Here is a 15337-nt window from a genome sequence, read left to right as displayed (position 1 = left end):
CGATCGAGGACAGGATCAGCGTCACGGCTTCCGCCTTCACCGGCATGCCGTCGCGGAATTTGCCCATCAAGGTCTCGCCGGCATGCGCCAGCGCCTCGAGCCGCGGCAGCCCGAGGAAGCCGCAGGTGCCCTTGATGGTGTGCACCAGGCGGAAAATATTATCCAGGATCTTCGCGTTGTTCGGATCCTGCTCGAACTGCACCAGCTGGTTGTCGACCGTATCCAGGCTCTCGCTGCTCTCCGTCAGGAACTCGCGCAACAGATCGTCCATGGATAGGTCCCCTCAAGGTGCTACGGAACGCTCGCCTTGCACCGATAACTTGGCCGGCTTCACGGCGACGTTAATTTTGCCGTCCGTGCAAATACGGACGATGAAGCCCCTCAGCAGTTCGACGACGCATCACGACATCACGGCCAGTCTCACAAGGACAGGTCCTTACCACCCGGACGGGAAAGAGGCCGTTCCATCGCTCATCGCAATTTGAACTAATTGGAGTTGAGGACCGCTAAGTCATGCGAAACGTTCGCGACATCTCGACCGCCTGGATCAGAACGCGATCGCCCTTTGGTTGAAGCCGGCAGGATGGTTAAGCACAACCAAAGCAAAAGGCGGCGGAGTTTCCTCCGCCGCCTCGATAGTCGATGTCTGTCGCGGCTACGCTTAGCGGAGCAGCTGCAGAACGCTCTGCTGCGACTGGTTGGCCAGCGCCAGCGCGGACACTGCGATCGACTGACGGGTCGACAGCGCCTGGCTGTTGGCCGCTTCCTCGTTGGTGTCGGCCAGCGTCAGGTTGGACGAGCCGGTCTGCAGCACGTTGATCAGGTTCTTCGAGAAGTCCTGGCGGATCTGCACGATCGACAGGTTCGAACCGAGGGTCGAAGCCTGGGTGCGCAGCAGGCCGCTCGCGCTGTTCAGCGTCTTCAGCGTGGCGTTGGCCGAAGCGTTGTCCACGAAGTCCGTGCCGGCGGTCAGCTTGGTGAGGTTGAGGCCGGTGGCGTCGAAGGTCACGCCCTGGATCTTCAGCGTCGAGGAGCCCGTCTCGTTGAAGGTCAGCTTGAGCTGATCGCCGTTGAGCAGGTTGATGCCGTTGTACGACGCGTCCTGGGCGGTCGTGGTGATCTGGTCCAGGATGTTGTTGTACTGGTTGACCAGGTTGGCGCGGTTCGCCAGCGCAGTTGGGTCCTGCACCGGAGCGCTGCCCGTGAGGCCGTTGAACAGCTTGCCGGCGCCGGCCGCCGTGCCACCAATCGTGCCGATGGTCGCCGAAGCAGCATCGTTGGTGGTGCTGATGGTGAGCGCACCGGCCGCGCTGAGCGAGGCCTGCAGGTTGTTGGCCGCGAGTGCGGCGTTCAGGTCGTTGAGGGACTTCACCTTGCCGGCACCGGTGCCGAAGGTGATGTTGGTCGCAGTGCCGTTGCCGGTCGCGCCGATGGTCAGCGTGAGCGTGTCCAGCGGGCTCGCGCCGGCCGTGCCGTTTGCGGTCGCGGTCGCACCGGCCGGGAGGCCGAGCTGCGTCGCGTCGCCCGAGCTGAACGTACCGACCGTGAGCGAGTCCGCCGCGCCGGCGGTGTTGGTGCTGGTCAGGACCAGCTTGCCGGTGCCGTCGATCGAGGCGGCGACCTTGGCGCTGGCGCCGACCTGCGTGTTGATGGCGTCGCGAACCTGGGTGGCGGAGTAGTTCGTGCCCGAGTTCAAGGTCACAGTCTGGCTGTTGATCTGGAACGTCAGGTTCGCGCCGGCCGCGGTGAGGTCGATGCCGGTATAGGCGGCGGTGCTGGTGAGGGTTGCGTTGGTCGGGGTCGCGGTGCCGAGCAGGTTGTCAGCGGTGGCGCCGGGGATCGCAGCGGTCGTCACCGACGACTTCGCGGAATAGCCGACCGCGGCCTGCAGGGCCTGGTTGGCGACCGACTTGGCGCTGTCGACAAGCTTCTGCAGCGAGGTGATGCCGGTGTTGGCGGCCTGCAGCACCTGCACGCCGTTGCCGATGCCGTCCAGCAGGTTGTTGATGTCGCTGGCACGGTTGTCGAGCGACTGCGCCGTGAAGAAGTTGGTCGGATTGTCGAGAGCAGTGTTGACCTTCTTGCCGGTGGACAAGCGGTTCTGCGTGGTGGCGAGCAGGTCAGCGGTCGACTGCAGCGAAAGCAGATTTTGACGGACCGATGCCGAAAGAACGATGCCGGACATACTGGATACCCTTCTGGATAAACACGATTGACGCGACGCCGTAAATTTCGCACGGCGACCCACGCCACACTGGTCCGTCCGCGCTACCCGTTCGTTAAAGGGCTGGTCCGTACAAATACCCAGAATAGCCTTGCCGGTGATTCGACGGGCGGCCGGCGCGATGGCTGACCGCGGCAGCGCGCGTTCGGCGCCGGACCGACGTCATGGCCGCGAATTTCCTGCGCATGTGCAGGACTTGCGACATCCCGGCGCGGCCGCCCCGGCCCGTCGATAGCCGGCGTTGCAAGCCACCACGATGCAAAGTCCGGCGAGGAACAGAGTTAATGGAAATCAATAAATGAGAGACAAAGTCGCGCTCGTATCGCGCGCCGCGCTATACGACGTCGATCACCGGTGCCGGCGGCGGCCACGTCGTCTGCCCTCTAGAGGGTATAGTTTCAACACCACAACCCTTGTGCAATTGGACAGGCAAGCTATGTTCGCAATCATTCCACACGCCAAGAGTAGGTGATGCGAGACCGTAGTGCTCCCGCCCTCGGCAGGAGCACCAATGTCCGCGGTATCGCGCCCGCCCAATCGTCTGTTGCAAGCACTTCCCTCCACGGAGTACGCGCAACTTCATCCCCTTCTCGAAACCGTCGACCTGACCAGGGAAACGGCGCTCGCCGATGCCGGCGCGCCGGTGCAGCGGGTTTATTTTCCGCATGGCGGCGTGGTCTCGATGATGATCAATCTGTCCGACGGGCAATCTGTCGAAATTGCAACCATCGGTCGTGACGGCGCCGTGGGCGCGTCTGCCGCCCTGTACGAGCGGCCGCTGCTTGCCGACGCGATTGTCGTGGTGCCGGGCTCGGCCTCGATGGTGCGGGCGGAGGATTTCCGCGAGGCAGTAGATCGCAGCGCGGATTTCCGGACCCTGGTTGCGCTCTATGAGCAGGCGCTGATGGCGCAGACGCAACAATCCGTCGCCTGCAATGTTTCCCATCCGGTGGAGGCACGGCTGTCACGATGGCTGCTGCGCGCGCGCGATTTGTGCGGCAGCGAGGCGTTGCCGCTAACCCAGGAGATGCTGGCGCAGATGATCGGCGTCCGGCGCAACGCGGTTTCGATTGTCGCACATGGGTTTCAGCAGGCCGGCATCCTGCGTTACAGCCGCGGTCATATCGAGATCACCGATATCGACGCCCTGCGGAAGGCGGCGTGTGAATGTTACACGACGGTCAAGGCGCACGCCGAACAATTGATCGGGCCGGAAGACTGACCGGCGCACCACCCTGCCCCAACTGTGACCGGCCAGACAACGCGGACGTGCGGCGATAGGTCTATTCCTATTGGAACCAAGACATGTTTCCATTGGAACCCTGACGTGCCAGAATAGGTTGCAAGGACGTCCAGCCGCACGTCAGCCCTGGGGCCCAGAGACAAGCTTTGCCGGAAGGCTGGAGGTTGCTTTGGAAACGGTTCCTCGATCACCCAACGGATTTCTGGCGTCGCTCTCGGCAAGCGATTTCGAGTTGATTCGGCCGCATCTGCGGACGGTCGACCTCGCGGCCAATTCGGTCCTGGTCGAGACCGACGAGATGCTCAAGCGGACATACATGCCGCACAAGGGCGTGATCTCGCTGGTGGTCAGGCTCGCAAAAGGCGAGCGCGTGCAGGTCGCGATGGTCGGCCGCGACAGCATCTATGGCGCATTCGCCCCGCTGGTCGAAGGGCCTGTCCTGAACAACGCCACGGTGCTGGTGCCCGGCGTCGCCTCGACCGTGGAACTCGAGCCGTTACGCGCGGCTGCCGGCCAGAGCCCGACGCTTCGCGCGAGATTGATCCGGCATGGGCTCGCCGTCTATGCCCAGATCCAGCAGACGGCCGGCTGCAACGCCGCGCACACCGTGGAGTCACGGCTGGCGCGATGCCTGCTGCACACGCGCGATCTCTCCGGCAGCAACAAGATCGTCCTGACGCAGGAGGCGATGGCGCAGATGATCGGCGCGCGCCGCAACAGCGTGTCGCTGGTCGCGCATACCTTGCAACAGGCCAATTTCATCCACTACAGCCGTGGACACATCGAGATCACCAACGCGGATGGGCTGATCAGGACCGCATGCGAATGCTACGCCGCGGTCAAGGCGCAATATGCGGGACTGCTGAATTGTCAGGAAGTCGGCCGCTAGAGTTCGTTATCCTGCCGCGTTGTCGTCACGCGACCCGGCACCCGCTTCGCTCAAAAGCGCTCTGACCGCCGTGCAAGCCGTACTTCTACGGCGTGCGATTTTCACCGTCGGATAACGCTGCATCACCACAGTTGCGTGGACGCACGGGGGAGCCGATGTTCACGTACCAGACGACCGACCGGAAGGAAGCCCGGCGCTTCCGCATGGCCCAGTTCAACGGCCGGCCCGCCACCGTACGGTCGGCCGGCGCGACCGTCACCGGACGCGTGCGCGCGATCGTCGAAAGCAAGTCTGGCGCGACGGCGGCATGGGTGGTCACGATCGTTCCGGATGAACCGAAGGCCGCCGCGCCGGCCGCGCGGCTCGCGCCGCGCCTGTGCTTCGCTGCGGAAGACGATTTCTGAGAACAGGGCTCTAACGAACCGAACACGCTCAGAGCTCCATTCCGATGGAATCGGAACGGGGCTCCGGATTTCAGTTTTGACGCGTCTTCTTGACGCGAACCACTTCGCTTGAAAACGCGCTAGGCGGAATGCAACAAGGCCTTGCGGACGAGATCGGCGGTGTTGCGCGCGCCGAGCTTGCGCATGGCCTCGGCGCGATGGCTCTCGAACGTGCGCGGGCTGATGTTCATCCGCAGCGCGCCCTGCTTGTTGGAATAGCCGTCGCTGATCAGGCTGAGCACTTCACGCTCGCGCTTGGTCAACGGCTTGCGGCCGGCTTCCGGCGCGAACATGACATCCGGCGACCGGCAGCCTGCCGGCTTGTCGTCGCCCGGTGGCTTGAGATCGGTTGCCGGGACGGCATTGGGATAGAGGTCGGAAATCTGCTTCAGCATCGCGGACACGCGCTCGGTCTGCTCGAGCGCGTTCTCGATCACCTGCCGCAGATAGACGCCATTGCCGGGCGCGTGCGCGAATTGCTGACTGTGCTGTTTGAGCTCATTCATATAGAGCAGCAGCGCCGTCACCGGCCCATTGAACTGCCGGACGATCGCGGCACCGGCGTCGGCCTGCGGCCGCGGCACTGCGGCTCCCTGAGTCTCAAGCGGCTGCGGCTCAAGCGTCGCGGTTCCACCCATCCATGCCGGAAGGCGCGCCTCGGCTCGATTGTCATGTTGCGTCATAAGTATGGTTTACCAAAGGTGAACTTGTGGCCGCGTTAACACGGGACTCCGTAAAACTACGGGTGACGCAACTGTGACCTCGGGCCCCGACCTGCCAAGCAGACGCAGATTACCGCTGATTTGGCAACGAATCCCGCATATTTGAGTCGAATTACAGTATTCTTACGGGACGGGTGGGCGAGGAGGCCATCGGCGGGATTCTCCGCCTGGCATCGACCTTGAACAGTTCGGCCAGCCGTTTCCGGCCCCTGGTTCCAGATTGAAAAAGGCCGGAATTCGTCGCCCGGCATCGCCTCAGGGGCGCCGGAGCCGAAGGAATTTCTGCAGGAACCGGCCCGAAAGAACGAACCTGAACCACCAATACGCCATTCGCCGGGTCGTCATCGATCATCCCTCTCGGCATCGGGATGACCTCGGCATACCGCACGCGGGCGCGCGCACCTATGAGACGGTTCACATCAACCGAGCAGCATCGGGTGCACATTGGGCAGGCATCGGATCAGGCGAATGTCAATTTACAGCCCCGACAGGCGTCGCGATGATCGCCGCCTCTCGATCAGCAATAAGGGCGCGGCCATGAAGCGAGGGCGGAACGGATCCTGGATATCCTGGATGACGATTGCGGCGCTCGCCGCGGCACTGCTGCTTGGTGCAGGCGCGCAGGCCCAGACCGCGCCGACCGGCGATGCAACGCCGACGCCCGACAACGCGGTCATGCTCACCATCTTCTTCAAGCATGATCAGTCACGACCGCTCGGTGAGCTCAATGCCCAGCTTGAGCGGCAGGGCTTCTACAAGGCGTTTCCGCCCGAGGGTGTCGAGGTCGTCAGCTGGTACGTGATGATGGGGATCGGCCAGGTGGTGACGCTGCGGCTGCCGGCATCGCGGCTACGCGAGGTCAACCGCATCATCGAGAACAGTGCCTGGGGCGCCTACCACACCGAGTTCTACCCGACCTACGACTACAAGGCGGTCGGGATCGGCAATCATGAAAAAGCAAAGCAGTAGCTGATCGCATCGAGACCGGCGCCGGGAGTCACGGCCGCGCGTCGGACCTGCCGGTTCAGCCGAGAACCGGCCGCGTGATGAGATCCGATCCACCGTCTATGCGTGGGCCCGCGAGCGCTGGCTCAATCTCTTTGCCAGTGTCCGCAAATCCTCGGCGCGCCCGCTGCAAAGCAGGCGGCTGAATTCGTCAGGATCGATGGAGGCAGGCGGAAAATCGGCTGGTTTGCGTGCGGCCCGACGTAGCCAGGTCAATCGGAAGAGACGCTTGAGCATCTTCATGGTTGTCAGCCCCGATGAGCGTCATTGTTAAATCGCGGCAATGAAATTTGGTTCCACCTCTTGTGGTCGCTCGGCGTGGAATTTCGTTCAATCCGTCAGGCAAGCAGCGCCTTGCGCTTTCGCACCCGCGCAATGGAGCGCTGAACCGCGGCGCGATCCAGCGCCCCGTCTTGCACCGCACCCGCGACCGCCGCGGCGATGCCGGCCATCTCCTGCTCCTGGTCGAAAAGATTGTTGCCGATGCAGATCATGTCCATGCCGGCGGCGATCGACTGCAGACTGGCCGCGCTTGTGCCGAGCGCCTTTTGCAGCCCCAGCATCTGCATGTCGTCGGTGATCAGCAGCGTCTCGGGCAGGCGACGGCGAAGCCGGCCGAGCCCGGCCGATGACAGTGTCATCGGATGTAGCGCGTCCCACTGGCGGACAATGGCGTGGCTGACCAGTACCGCATCGCCATAGGTGCGCGGCGCCAGCGCGTAGAACAGCTCCTCCTGCTCGGGACGCAGCGCATCGGAAATGTCCATGAACTCCAGGTGCGAATCGACGCTTGCCCCGCCGATGCCCGGAAAATGCTTCAGGCAGAGGCCTACTCCCGCCTGCCGCGCCGCAGCGTCGACCAGCCGGGCATTGGCCTCGACCTCACCGATATCGCGCGAATAGGACCGCTTGATCCTGCCGATGTTGGGATTGTCGGAATTGTAGTCGACGTCGATGACAGGCGCGAAATTGTAGCGGATGCCGAGCCGGCGCAACTCGCCGTAGCTTGCGGCCAGCACCGTCTGCTTTTCCGCGTGCGCGAGCAGATTGAACTCCTTCGCGCTCGGCAGTGGCTGAAAACCGCAGGTGTCCTTGAGCCGGCGCACCAGGCCGCCCTCCTGGTCGATGAAGACCAGCGGCCGCGACGGCAGCGCCGCGATCTCGGCGCAGAGCGACTGCACCTGCGCGGGCGAGGCGATGTTGTTGTCGTACTGCCGGGTCTGGCAGGAATAGTCGAAGAGGATCACCCCGCCGAGCCCGAATTGCGCGGCAAATTCCTTCAGCCAGGGCGGAATGACCTTGCCGTAGAAGCCGAGGATGAAAAGTTCGCCGATGGACATGGCCGCTCGATTCGGTTGCCGCATGGAATCAGCCGCGGCCGAGGGAATAGCACGCCGCGGCAGCGGTAAGAATATGACGCAGGCAGCGGTTCGACTGCGTTCCCCGTGCTTGCATCACTATGTTAAGACACGCCGGCGGGCCTCGATCGCCTGCCACGACACAAGGACTTTCGGAAACGCCCATGACAGCAGCTTACGTCCCGCAAATGGCCCTTTACCGCCAATGGCTGAAGCAGACGCGCGGCCTTGAGTTTGCGGATTTCGAGGCGCTGCGGCGCTGGTCGGTCACTGATATCGACGCTTTCTGGCAGAGCGTGTGGGATTATTTCGACCTGCGCTCGCCGACGCCGCATTCGGCGGTGCTGGCCGAGCGCAAGATGCCGGGCGCGGTGTGGTTTCCCGGCGCTTCGGTGAACTACGCGCGCCAGGTCTTCCGCCATGTCGCGCCGGCGCATGCCGCAGGACTGCCGGCCCTGATCTCGAGCGGCGAGGACGGCAAGCTGTCCGAGACGAGCTGGCCCGAACTGCAGCGCAAATCGGCAGCGCTGGCGCTGCATCTAAAGGCCAACGGCGTGCGCGCCGGCGACCGGGTCGCCGCCTACTTGCCGAACATTCCCGAGACGATCATCGCGTTGCTCGCGACCGCGAGCCTCGGCGCAGTCTGGAGCGTCTGTGCGCCCGACATGGCGGCGCCCGCGGTGATCGATCGCTTCAAGCAGATCGAGCCGAAGGTGCTGATCGCCTGCGACGCCGTGACCTATGCCGGCCGGCGCCACGACCGGCAAGGTGTGATCGAGGAATTGCGGCGCGCGCTGCCGACCGTGCAGCATGTCATCCTGCACAGCGACGCCGCGCCGTCCGAGACGCGATTGTCATCGATCCTCTCGGGCCAGAGCGCGGAGATCGACGCCTTCGAGCCGGAATGGCTGCCGTTCGATCATCCGCTCTGGATCGTCTATTCCTCGGGCACCACCGGATTGCCGAAGCCGATCCTGCACAGCCATGGCGGCATCATCGTCGTTGCGCTGCCGCTCTCGACGCTGCACAACGACATCGGCTGCAGCTATCAGCAAAACTCGTTCGGCGAACGCTTTCACTGGTACTCTTCGACCGGCTGGATCATGTGGAACTGCCAGGCCAACGGCCTGCTCAATGGCACGACCTGCTGCATTTTCGACGGCAGTCCCGGCGGCACCAAGGACAGGCCGGACTGGACCACGCTGTGGCGCTTCGTCGCCGACGCCAAGGCCACTTTCTTCGGCGCAGGGGCGGCATTCTTTGCCAATTGCACCAAGGCCGAGATCGATCTCGCGGCCGTCGGCGATCTCTCAGGCCTGCGCACGCTCGGCTCGACCGGCTCGCCGCTCAGCGCCGACACCCAAGCCTGGTTCAACGAGCGCTTCGCCGCGCTTGCGAAGCAGAACGGCAACGCCGCGCAGGCCGATATGTGGTGGGCCAATATTTCCGGCGGCACCGACTTCGCCGGCGCCTTCATCGGCGGCAATCGCGAATTGCCGCAGACGCCGGGCATCATGCAATGCCGCCTGCTCGGCTGCGCGGTGGAAGCGTTCGACGAGCAGGGCCGCGCCGTGATCGACGAGGTTGGCGAGCTCGTCTGCACCGAGCCGCTGCCCTCGATGCCGCTGCGGTTCTGGAACGATCCCGGCAACGCGCGCTACCTTTCCAGTTATTTCGAGACCTATCCCGACAATTTCGACGGCTCCGGCGGCGGCCCGGTGTGGCGGCATGGCGACTGGCTCAAGATCAACCCCGACGGCTCCTGCGTGATCTATGGCCGCAGCGACGCCACCATCAACCGCCATGGCTTGCGGATGGGCACCAGCGAGCTCTATTCCGCGATCGAGGCGCTGCCGGAGGTGCTGGATTCGATGGTCGTCGACCTCGAATATCTCGGCCGTGACAGCTACATGCCGCTGTTCGTGGTGCTGCGCGAGGGCATCGCGCTCGATGCCGCGATGAAGGCCAAACTCAACAAGGCGGTCGAGGCCGGACTGTCGCGCCGCTTCCTGCCCAACGACATCTTCGTCGTGGCGGAGATTCCGCGCACGCTGTCCGGCAAGAAGCAGGAGCTGCCGGTCAAGAAGCTGCTGCTCGGCCATCCCGTCGAGAAGGTCATCAATCGCGATGCGATGGCCAATCCCGGCTGCCTCGACTGGTATCTCGATTTTGCAAAGAGCTATCTGAGCAAGCAGGCCGGCGCGGCGTAAGCGATCGCGCCGCTGGTCAGCGCGGCCTGCTGCGCCATGGCGGCGGCGCGAGGGCGGCGCGCAAATGCTCCACGAAAGCCTGCGTGCGCCGCGCCCGCCCGCCGCGGCCCGGATTGAGGAGCGCGACGATGTCGGCCGGCGGCAGGCGGAAGTTCGGTAGAACCCGCACCAGCCGGCCAGAGGCGAGATCCTCGGCGACATCCCACTCCGATCTCACGATCAGGCCGTGATCCATGAGCGCCCAGGCCTTCACGACCTCGCCGTCATTGCTCGACAGCATCGGCTCGATCCTGACGACATCAAACTCCGCCGCGCCACGCCTGCGGGAGAACCGCCACAGCGTCACGTCCTCCTCGTTCTCGCGCAGTGCGATGCAATCATGTCCGCGCAGCTGCTGCGGGCTCGCCGGCGTTCCACGGCGCTTCAGATAGGCCGGCGAGGCGCAGAGCAGGCGTTCATTGGGCGCAAGGCGCAGCAAGCGAAGCGTGGAATCCTGCAGCGCACCGATATGGATCATGACGTCCCACGCGCCGGCAGCCGCACGCCCCGGCCGATCGGACAGCTCGAGCTCGACCGACACGTCGGGATGGCGGGATCGGAAGCTGGCAACGACCGGCGCGATGTAGCGGCGCCCAAAGCCGAGCGGCGCGAGAATCTTCAGATGCCCGGCGATGGTTCCGCGACGCGCCCGCAGCGCCTCCGTCAACTCCATGGCCTCGTCGAGCAGCGCGCCCCCGCGCTGCATCAGGAGTTCGCCTTCGTCCGTCAGCGTCAACCGCCGGGCCGAGCGGCTGACCAGTTGAACACCCAAACGCTGCTCGAGGCTCTGCAGCCGCTGCGACACTGCCGATGGCGTGACGTCGAGCGCCCGCGCCGCGGCCGCGAGCGACCGTGCCGCAGCGATCGCCAGGAAAAAGCGGATATCGTCGGTCGAGAGCATTAAGTTCAGGCTTAATATAGGAATGACATTCGGTAAATTGTGCTTAGCATGGAAACGGCTAGTCTTGCCGCATGTCATCGCCCCTTGCCTCGAACGCACCGCATCTGCTCGCCGGGATCGAGACGCCCTGCCTCGTGCTCGACGAAGACCGGATGCTGCACAACATCGCCCGCCTGAAGACGCGGCTGTCGCGGCTCGGCGTGCCGCTCCGCCCGCATCTGAAGACCGCGAAATCCATTCCGGCGGCGCGCGCCGTGATGGACAGTCCGGCTGGTCCGGCCGCGGTCTCCACGCTGCAAGAAGCCGAAATGTTTGCCGCGGCAGGCGTGAAAGACATCCTCTATGCCGTCGGCATCGCGCCGCAGAAGCTCGATCGCATCGCGGCGCTGCGGCGGCGGGGCGTAGACCTGTCCGTGGTGCTCGACAGTCTCGAGCAGGCCGCCGCCGTCATCGCGATGGCCCGCATCTCGAACGACCGCATTCCCGTGCTGATCGAGATCGACTGCGACGGCCATCGCGCCGGCGTCGGCGCGCACGCCCCGCTGCTGGTCGAGATCGGCCGCGCGCTGCATCAAGGCGGCGCTGAACTGCGCGGCGTCATGGCGCATGCCGGCGAATCCTATTCCTGCCGCAGCGTGGCGGCGCTCGAGCAGGCCGCCGAGCAGGAGCGCGCCGCGGCGGTCGCCTGCGCCGAATCGCTGCGCGCGGCCGGACTGCCCTGCCCCGTGGTCAGCGTCGGCTCGACGCCGACAGCGCATTTCGCGCGCCGGCTCGATGGTGTCACCGAGGTGCGCGCCGGCGTCTTCGTGATGTTCGACCTTGTGATGGCCGGGATCGAGGTCTGCGCGGTCGAGGACATCGCGCTGTCGGTGCTCGCGACGGTGATCGGCCATCGCGCCGACCGCGGCTGGACCTTCATCGACGCCGGCTGGATGGCGCTGTCGCGCGATCGCGGTACCGCGAAGCAGCCGGTCGACCAGGGCTACGGCATCGTCTGCGACATCGATGGGCGGCCGTATCGCGACCTGATCGTGACCGAGACCAATCAGGAGCACGGCATCATCGCGCTCCGTCCCGGCAGCACGGCGCCGCAGGTGACGCTGCCGGTCGGCGCCAAGGTGCGGATCCTGCCGAACCATGCCTGCGCGACCGGGGCCCAACACGACCGCTATCATGTAGTCGCCGCCGGCTCCGGCGCGGTCCGGCAATGGGAGCGGTTTCGCGGATGGTAGGAGGCGGAGCGCAGCCCATGACCCGAGCCTATGACGCCGTTCTGTTCGATCTGCTAACGGCGCTGCTCGACAGCTGGACACTCTGGAACAAGGTCGCGGGCTCCGACGAAGCCGGGCTGCGTTGGCGGGCCGAGTATCTCAAGAACACCTACGCCACCGGGCGCTACCGGCCCTATGAAGACCTGGTGGGCGAGGCCGCGCGCAACGTCGGGCTGCCGTTCGAACGCGCCGCAGAGCTCGGCGCACGCTATGCGGAGCTCGATCCCTGGCCCGAGGTTCGCGATGTCCTGCAAACGCTGCACGGTGCCGGCGTCGCGCTCGGCGTCGTGACGAACTGCTCGGAGCGGCTCGGCCGCATCGCCGCCGATCGCCTCGGCGTTCCCCTCACCGTGTTCCTGACGGCCGAGCGCGCCGGCTATTACAAGCCGCAGCCAGAGCCCTATCGGCTCGCGCTCGACGAACTGCCGGTCCCGGCCAATCGATGCCTGTTCGTTGCAGGATCGGCCTATGATCTGTTCGGCACGGCACGTGTGCACCTGCCGACTTGGTGGCATAATCGGGCCGCAATGAACCCGCCGGAAGGGGTGCCCGCCCCGATCATGGTTCGTGACAACCTTGCGACCTTGCCGGCTTTCGTGCTCGGTCGCGATGTGTCCGGCCGGACCGTGCCTTGAGGACTGAATAGCGATGCCTTCACCCAGCTACATCGACCCGCTCGACGGAAAACTCTATCCGCTGGATATCCCGCGCTGGTGCTCCGACGAAGGCAAGCCGCTCCTGATAACACCGCTGCCTGGCATCTCCCGCGACGAGATCGATCGCGCGACGCGATCGCTGTGGCGCTATCGCGCGGCGCTGCCGGTCGAAATCAGGCAGCCGATCACGATGGGCGAAGGCTGCACGCCTGCCGTCGAGAAGGTGTGGGATGAGCTGCGGCCGCATTTCAAGCTCGAATGGTTCAATCCGACCGCAAGCTTCAAGGATCGCGGCACCACGGTGATGCTGTCGTTCCTGCGCCAGCTCGGCGTCGATGCGGTGCTGGAGGACTCTTCCGGCAATGGCGGCGCGTCGGTTTCAGCCTATGGCGCGGCGGGCGGCATGCGGGTCAGGATCCTTGCGCCGGCGACGACGTCGCCGATGAAGGTGGCGCAGATGCACGCCTTCGGCGCCGAGGTGCAGCTGGTCGAAGGCCCGCGCGAGGAATCCGAGGCGGAAGCGATCCGCCAGTCGAAGCAGATCTTCTACTCCAGCCACAACTGGCAGCCGTTCTTCCTGCAGGGCACCAAGTCGCTGGCCTACGAGATCTGGGAAGATTTCGGCTTCGCCGCGCCCGACAATGTCATCATGCCGGTCGGCGCCGGCAGCAGCCTGCTCGGCTGCTATATCGGCTTCAAGGAGCTCTTGGCGGCCGGGCAGATCACGCGGCTGCCGCGCCTGTTCGCGGCGCAGCCGCTCAACTGCTCGCCGGTCGATGCCAGCTTCGGCGCCGGCGTCGACACGCCGGTCGAGCGCGCGGTCCGCAAGACCATCGCCGAGGGCACCGCGATCAAGCACCCGCTGCGGCTGAAGCAGATGATCGCGGCGCTGAAGGAGAGCGGCGGCGGCACGGTGGCAATTCCCGAAGACGGCATCGTCGCCGCGTTGAAGCGATTGGCGCAGACCGGCCTGTTCGTCGAGCCGACCTCCGCTTCGGCCGCCGCCGCGCTCGACGTTCTGAAGGCGCGCGGCGCGATCCAGCCGGCGGAGCGCACCGTCGTCATCATCAGCGGCACCGGGATCAAGGCGGCGGGGCTGATCACCGAGCTGCTCGGAGCGAGCTAGCTTTAGCTCGCTCCGATTGGCACGCTCTATCCCGCCTTGCGCAGCCTCAGGGATTCGTAGAATGCCGTCTCGAAATTGATGTAGCCGATAAAGGACGTCGGATCGCCAAACGGCAGGATCTGCGTCGCCCAGTATCCGCCAAAACCGTTCTGCCGATCGATCCAGTAGAACAAATTGGCGAGACCAGCCCAGCCGAGCGCGCCGGCGGGGCGGCCGGTCGGAGCCTGCTCGTCATTGATCATGAAGCTCAGCGCCCAGGATTTCGACTGACCGGGGAAGAACTCGGCGTCGTTGGCGAGCGCGGTGATCACGCCGGTGATCGCGGTGACCTTGTTGTTGCCGAGATGGTTCTTCTCCGCCATCCGCACGGTCTCCGCCTTGAGGACACGCCCGTGCTCGCCGGCGCCGTCGTTCAGCCACATGCGGATGAAGCGCATGTAGTCGCCGATGGTGCCGTAGAGCCCGTGGCCACCCATGTGGATCTCGGGCTTGGCCGGCAATTCGAAATCCATCGGCGTGAGCGAGCCGTCGGCATTGCGGGCGTGGATGCCGGCGAGCTTGCGGCGCATCGCGTCGGTGAGCTCGAACGTCGTGTCCATGATCCCGAGCGGTTCGAAGATACGTGTCTTGAAGACTTCCCCGAGCCGCCTGCCGGTGATGGCCTCGACGATCTGGCCGCACCAATCCATGTTGGTGCCGTATTCCCAGCGCTCGCCCGGATCGAACAGCAGCGGTGTCATCAGCGAAGCCTTGGACGCCGTGATGACGCTGGGTTGCCCCTTCTCCTGCGCCAGCCGGTTATAGGTGTGATTGATGAAGTCGTAGCTCAGACCCGCGGAATGGACCATCAGCATGCGGGTGGTGATGTCGCGCTTCGGCGGACGCAGCCGCGGCTCGCCTTTGTCGTCAAAACCCTCGATCACCTGGAGCTTGCCGATGTCGGGCGCGTAGGTCCTGGCGGGCGCGTCGAGATCGAGCTTGCCTTCCTCGACGAGCTGCAGGACGGCCGTCCCGGTGATCGCCTTGGTGGTCGAAAAGATCGCGAACACGCTGTCGGTCGTCATATCCGCGGGCTGGTCGAGCCGGCGCTTGCCGGCGGCACCTTCATAGATGTTGCGATGGCGGTCGGTCACCATCGCAACGACGCCGGGAACGCGCGGGTTTGAAGTCACGACGCCGTCAAGGATTGCATCCGCGGCTGCACCGAAATTCGTGCTCATTGTCTTCCTCCTGTGTTTTGTGATGTTGAC

At 64.8% G+C, this 15337-nt stretch carries 15 protein-coding genes; 8 read left to right on the top strand and 7 right to left on the bottom strand.

Annotation, left to right across the window (positions count from 1 at the left end; genetic code table 11):
* Together AC1VNY_RS24660 and AC1VNY_RS24655 are read right to left on the bottom strand one after the other, a co-directional pair.
* A partial coding sequence (locus AC1VNY_RS24660) for an Hpt domain-containing protein (protein WP_482407114.1) occupies nt 1–271 on the bottom strand: 271 nt, incomplete at its 3' end.
* A gap of 390 nt (nt 272–661) precedes the next feature.
* Nucleotides 662–2185, bottom strand: a complete 1524-nt coding sequence (locus tag AC1VNY_RS24655; protein ID WP_028336362.1) for a flagellin N-terminal helical domain-containing protein — start codon at nt 2183–2185, stop codon at nt 662–664.
* Between the two features lie 550 nt (nt 2186–2735).
* On the opposite strand from AC1VNY_RS24655, the gene AC1VNY_RS24650 reads away from it, so the two are divergent.
* The 3 genes from AC1VNY_RS24650 (at nt 2736) to AC1VNY_RS24640 (ending at nt 4760) form a co-directional block, all read left to right on the top strand.
* Nucleotides 2736–3446 (top strand): Crp/Fnr family transcriptional regulator, encoded by a 711-nt coding sequence (locus AC1VNY_RS24650; protein WP_482407113.1) that lies wholly within the window; start codon nt 2736–2738, stop codon nt 3444–3446.
* Between the two features lie 190 nt (nt 3447–3636).
* A complete protein-coding gene (locus AC1VNY_RS24645; RefSeq protein WP_028343818.1) occupies nt 3637–4356 on the top strand; it encodes a Crp/Fnr family transcriptional regulator in 720 nt (239 codons plus the stop codon).
* 155 nt (nt 4357–4511) lie between these two features.
* Complete coding sequence (locus tag AC1VNY_RS24640; RefSeq protein WP_028343817.1) at nt 4512–4760, top strand: hypothetical protein; 249 nt, start codon at nt 4512–4514, stop codon at nt 4758–4760.
* 119 nt (nt 4761–4879) lie between these two features.
* On the opposite strand, the gene AC1VNY_RS24635 is transcribed toward AC1VNY_RS24640, so the two are convergent.
* Nucleotides 4880–5482, bottom strand: coding sequence for a helix-turn-helix domain-containing protein (locus AC1VNY_RS24635; RefSeq protein ID WP_482407112.1), 603 nt, complete (start codon nt 5480–5482; stop codon nt 4880–4882).
* A 612-nt stretch (nt 5483–6094) separates the two neighbouring features.
* On the opposite strand from AC1VNY_RS24635, the gene AC1VNY_RS24630 reads away from it, so the two are divergent.
* A complete protein-coding gene (locus AC1VNY_RS24630; protein WP_482407111.1) occupies nt 6095–6490 on the top strand; it encodes a hypothetical protein in 396 nt (131 codons plus the stop codon).
* 96 nt (nt 6491–6586) lie between these two features.
* On the opposite strand, the gene AC1VNY_RS24625 is transcribed toward AC1VNY_RS24630, so the two are convergent.
* Both AC1VNY_RS24625 and AC1VNY_RS24620 read right to left on the bottom strand, forming a co-directional pair.
* A complete protein-coding gene (locus AC1VNY_RS24625) occupies nt 6587–6769 on the bottom strand; it encodes a hypothetical protein (protein WP_225163741.1) in 183 nt (60 codons plus the stop codon).
* 95 nt (nt 6770–6864) lie between these two features.
* A complete protein-coding gene (locus AC1VNY_RS24620; RefSeq protein ID WP_482407110.1) occupies nt 6865–7866 on the bottom strand; it encodes a glycoside hydrolase family 3 N-terminal domain-containing protein in 1002 nt (333 codons plus the stop codon).
* Nucleotides 7867–8048: 182 nt separating this feature from the next.
* Here AC1VNY_RS24620 and AC1VNY_RS24615 point away from each other — a divergent pair, with 182 nt between their 5' ends.
* The gene (locus tag AC1VNY_RS24615; protein WP_482407109.1) at nt 8049–10094 is read left to right on the top strand and encodes an acetoacetate--CoA ligase; all 2046 of its coding nucleotides are present in this window, start codon (nt 8049–8051) and stop codon (nt 10092–10094) included.
* 16 nt (nt 10095–10110) lie between these two features.
* Here the strand turns inward: AC1VNY_RS24615 and AC1VNY_RS24610 are convergent, their stop codons facing one another.
* The gene (locus AC1VNY_RS24610) at nt 10111–11034 is read right to left on the bottom strand and encodes a LysR substrate-binding domain-containing protein (protein ID WP_482407108.1); all 924 of its coding nucleotides are present in this window, start codon (nt 11032–11034) and stop codon (nt 10111–10113) included.
* 71 nt (nt 11035–11105) lie between these two features.
* Here AC1VNY_RS24610 and AC1VNY_RS24605 point away from each other — a divergent pair, with 71 nt between their 5' ends.
* The 3 genes from AC1VNY_RS24605 to AC1VNY_RS24595 are packed head-to-tail and all read left to right on the top strand — an operon-like array spanning nt 11106 to nt 14087.
* Nucleotides 11106–12266, top strand: a complete 1161-nt coding sequence (locus AC1VNY_RS24605; protein ID WP_482407107.1) for a DSD1 family PLP-dependent enzyme — start codon at nt 11106–11108, stop codon at nt 12264–12266.
* A 17-nt stretch (nt 12267–12283) separates the two neighbouring features.
* Nucleotides 12284–12940 carry an HAD-IA family hydrolase gene (locus tag AC1VNY_RS24600; protein ID WP_482407106.1) on the top strand — a complete coding sequence of 219 codons (657 nt, stop codon included), beginning with the start codon at nt 12284–12286 and terminating at the stop codon, nt 12938–12940.
* A gap of 13 nt (nt 12941–12953) precedes the next feature.
* Entirely contained in the window at nt 12954–14087 is a 1134-nt protein-coding gene (locus tag AC1VNY_RS24595; RefSeq protein WP_482407105.1) for a threonine synthase, read from the top strand.
* 26 nt (nt 14088–14113) lie between these two features.
* Here AC1VNY_RS24595 and acmB read toward each other — a convergent pair whose 3' ends face one another.
* Nucleotides 14114–15307: a methyl acetate hydrolase AcmB gene (gene acmB / locus AC1VNY_RS24590; RefSeq protein WP_482407104.1), complete on the bottom strand. Its 1194-nt coding sequence runs from the start codon at nt 15305–15307 to the stop codon at nt 14114–14116.
* Between the last annotated feature and the right edge of the window lie 30 nt (nt 15308–15337).

It is taken from the genome of Bradyrhizobium ferriligni, from assembly GCF_056837965.1.
Note: the sequence above shows the minus strand (reverse complement) of the source record. Positions and strands in the feature narration are given on the sequence as shown.